We start from the raw sequence: 3,421 nt of genomic DNA, 5'->3' as shown, positions 1-3,421 counted from the left end.
GAACGTCGACCTCGCCGCCATCGCCGACCGGGAGCGGGTCACCCGGCACGACGTCAAGGCGCGGATCGAGGAGTTCAACGCGCTGGCCGGGCACGAGCAGGTGCACAAGGGCCTGACCAGCCGGGACCTGACCGAGAACGTGGAGCAGGGGCAGATCGTCCGGTCGCTCGCGCTCGTCCGCGACCGCACGGTGGCGGTGCTCGACCGGCTCGGCCGGCGCGCCGCGGAGTTCACCGACGTGGTGATGGCCGGCCGGTCGCACAACGTCCCGGCCCAGGCCACCACCCTGGGCAAGCGGTTCGCCTCGGCCGCGCAGGAGGTCCTGCTGGCCTACGAGCGGGTGGACGAACTGCTCGAGCGGTATCCGCTGCGTGGCATCAAGGGCCCGGTCGGCACCGCCCAGGACATGCTCGACCTGCTGGGCGAGCCGGAGGACGTCGACCTGCTCGAAGCCAAGGTGGTGCGCCAGATCTCGCCCTCCGGACGGGCGCTGATCAGCGTCGGCCAGGTCTACCCCCGGTCACTGGACTACGAGGTCGTCTCGCTCTTGGTCCAGCTGGCCGCCGGCCCGGCGTCGCTGGCCACCACCATCCGGCTGATGGCCGGGGCCGAGCTGGCCACCGAGGGCTTCCGGCCGGGTCAGGTCGGCTCGTCGGCGATGCCGCACAAGATGAACGCCCGCTCCTGCGAACGCGTCTGCGGCCTCGCGGTGATCCTGCGCGGGTATGCCTCGATGGCCGGCGAGCTGGCCGGGGCGCAGTGGAACGAGGGCGACGTCTTCTGTTCGGTGGTCCGCCGGGTCGCCCTGCCGGACGCGTTCTACGCGATCGACGGGCTGTTCGAGACGTTCCTGACCGTGCTCGACGACTTCGGCGCCTACCCCGCCGTCATCGAGCGCGAGCTGGAGCGGTACCTGCCGTTCCTGGCCACCACCAAGGTGCTGATGGCCGCGATCCGGGCCGGCGTGGGCCGGGAGACGGCGCACGAGGCGATCAAGGAGCACGCCGTCGCGGTCGCCCTGGCCATGCGGGAGAAGGGTCAGGTGGACAACGACCTGCTGGATCGGCTGGCGGGCGACACCCGGCTGCCGCTGAACCGGATCGATCTGGACGAGTTGCTGGCCGATCCGCTGTCGTTCACCGGCCTGGCGGAGCGGCAGACCGCCGCGGTGATCCGGCGGATCGGGGAGCTGCGGGGCGAGCATCCGGAGGCCGCGAGCTACCGGCCCGGCGACATCCTGTAGACCACCGGACCGGGCTGGAGGGTTCGCCGTGTTCGACAGCCACCTGCACATCATCGACCCGCGCTTCCCGCTGATCCCGAACCAGGGATCGGGTGGCCCCGGACCAGTGGGCTCCGACGTCGCCGCCGTCGCCGACGTGGCCGCCGGTGCCGCCCGGCCGTTATCGCCGGCGGCCTCGCAGGCTCGGCCGGCCTACCGGCCCGATCCGTTCACCGTCGACGACTACCGCCGTGTGGTCGACGATCTCGGCGTGCGCGGGGGCGCGGTGGTGTCCGGTTCCTTCCAGGGCTTCGACCAGACCTACCTGCTGGATGCGCTGGACCGCCTGGGTCCGACGTTCGTCGGGGTGACCCAGCTGCCGGCCGACACCACGGCCGGCACGATCACCCGGCTGGACGCCGCGGGCGTGCGCGCGGTCCGCTTCAACCTGGTTCGCGGCGGGTCCGCCGGACCGGACGACGTGGACCGGCTCGGCCGGCTGGTCTACGACACCGCCGGTTGGTCGAGCGAGTTCTACGTCCGCAGCGACGACCTCGGCTCCGTCGGTCCGGCGATCGGCCGGCTGCCCCGGGCCAGCATCGACCACCTCGGGCTCACCACCGACGGCCTGGACGATCTGCTGCGCCTGGTGGCCGGCGGCGTGCGGGTCAAGGCGACCGGGTTCGGGCGCTGGGCCGGCGGTCCGGCGGTGGTGGTCGACGTCCTGCGCCGCATCCACGGCGTCGACCCGGGTGCGCTGCTGTGGGGCACCGATCTGCCCGGCACCCGGGCGCCGCGCCCCTTCGTCCCCGCGGACCTCGAGGTGCTGGCCGATGCGGTGGGCGCCGACCTGGACCGCGTCCTGACCGGCAACGCCGTCGGGTGGTACCGCCCGACCGGCGGGCTGGGCGGCGCCGCACCGGCCGGCGCAGGAGGCCCGGTCGCGGTGGCGGGCCGCCGCCCTCGCCCGTCCCCCGGCGCACAATGAGGACATGGTCGACGACGCGCAGCCGGACCGGGAGAGCGTCGACGACCAGCGCCGGGAGACGCCGCTCCAGCGGCTCGACCGCAACTGGGTCGACCTGCTGCAGGAGCTGCGGGTCGTGCAGACCGGGGTCCAGATCCTGACCGGATTCCTGGTCGTGCTGCCCTTCCAATCACGCTTCGAACAGTTGACGACGCTGCAGACGACGATCTACCTGGTCACGCTGTGCCTGGCCGTCCTGGCCATGGGGTTCCTCATCGCGCCGGTCAGCCTGCACCGGCTGCTGTTCCGCCGGCATGCCCGGCAGGCCACGGTCGACATCGCGCACCGGCTCGCCCTGGTCGGCATCGCGCTGCTGGCCGCGTCGATCGTGGGCGTCGTGCTGCTGATCTTCGACGTCGTGCTGGGCGGGCCGGCCGGGCTCGTGGCCGCCGGTGGGGCGGCCCTGGTGCTGGTCGTGCTGTGGGCGGCGCTGCCGCTGGCCGTGCGCGAACGGTCGCCGCACCCCCGGCGCTGATGGCGAGGACGGCGGGGGAGCGCAGCAAAAGGGGCGGGCGGCCATCGGCCACCCGCCCCTTTTCGACGTGCGCAGGACTGCTTACTTCAGCAGGTCCTTGGTCTGGCTGACGGACGCCTCGACCAGGTCGGTGATCGCCTTGGCGTTCTTCTTGGTCAGGTCCAGGACGGCGTCGTTCTTGAAGGTCTCGACGAACTCGACGGTCAGGTCCAGGTACTTCTGGACGGCCTCGGCGTAGGTGTCGACGGAGATGACGACGACCTTCTTGACCTCGGCGCCGAAGGCCTCGGTGTACTCCTTGGCCTTGGCCTCGGCCTTCTTGTACTCCTCGGTCCACGCCTCGGCCAGCTCCTGGGCCTTGGCCTCCGCCTTCTTGTACTCGGCGGCGAACTGCTCGGTCAGCTCCTGGCCCTTGGCCTCGGCCTTCTTCACCTCGTCGGCGAAGGCGGCGGTCAGCTCCTGGGTCTTCTCCTCGGCGGACTTCACGATCGGCGCGAAGGCGTCGGTGGTCTTGTTGACCAGGTCGTTCGCGACCGCGGTGGCCTTGGAGACGGTGGACGAGACGGTCTCGGTGACCTGCGCGACGGCGTTCTCGGCCTTCTCGGCCGCAGCCTTGGTGGCGGTAGCCATGGGGCACTCCCTCAACGTTGTGCAGGCACCGGCCAGCCCGGCGCCCTCGTTAGCAACGTTAGCTGAG

The 3,421-nt window shown here is 71.9% G+C and carries 4 protein-coding genes; 3 read left to right on the top strand and 1 reads right to left on the bottom strand.

Going from position 1 to position 3,421, the window contains the following annotated elements:
* The 3 genes from purB to ACOJUF_RS06110 all read left to right on the top strand — a co-directional run.
* A partial coding sequence (purB, locus tag ACOJUF_RS06120; protein WP_420120975.1) for an adenylosuccinate lyase occupies positions 1-1,243 on the top strand: 1,243 nt, incomplete at its 5' end.
* Between the two features lie 28 nt (positions 1,244-1,271).
* Entirely contained in the window at positions 1,272-2,210 is a 939-nt protein-coding gene (locus tag ACOJUF_RS06115; protein WP_420120974.1) for an amidohydrolase family protein, read from the top strand.
* Positions 2,211-2,214: 4 nt separating this feature from the next.
* On the top strand, positions 2,215-2,724 hold the full coding sequence (locus tag ACOJUF_RS06110; protein WP_420120973.1) for a DUF6328 family protein: 510 nt from the start codon (positions 2,215-2,217) through the stop codon (positions 2,722-2,724).
* Positions 2,725-2,805: 81 nt separating this feature from the next.
* On the opposite strand, the gene ACOJUF_RS06105 is transcribed toward ACOJUF_RS06110, so the two are convergent.
* Entirely contained in the window at positions 2,806-3,354 is a 549-nt protein-coding gene (locus tag ACOJUF_RS06105; protein ID WP_420120972.1) for a hypothetical protein, read from the bottom strand.
* Positions 3,355-3,421: the final 67 nt, after the last annotated feature.

Origin of the sequence: Nakamurella sp., from assembly GCF_048594475.1 — a bacterium.
In the GTDB taxonomy this organism is placed as follows: Bacteria; Actinomycetota; Actinomycetes; order Mycobacteriales; family Nakamurellaceae; genus Nakamurella.
The sequence above is the reverse complement of the archived record's forward strand: the minus strand, read 5'-3'. Positions and strand labels throughout refer to the sequence as shown.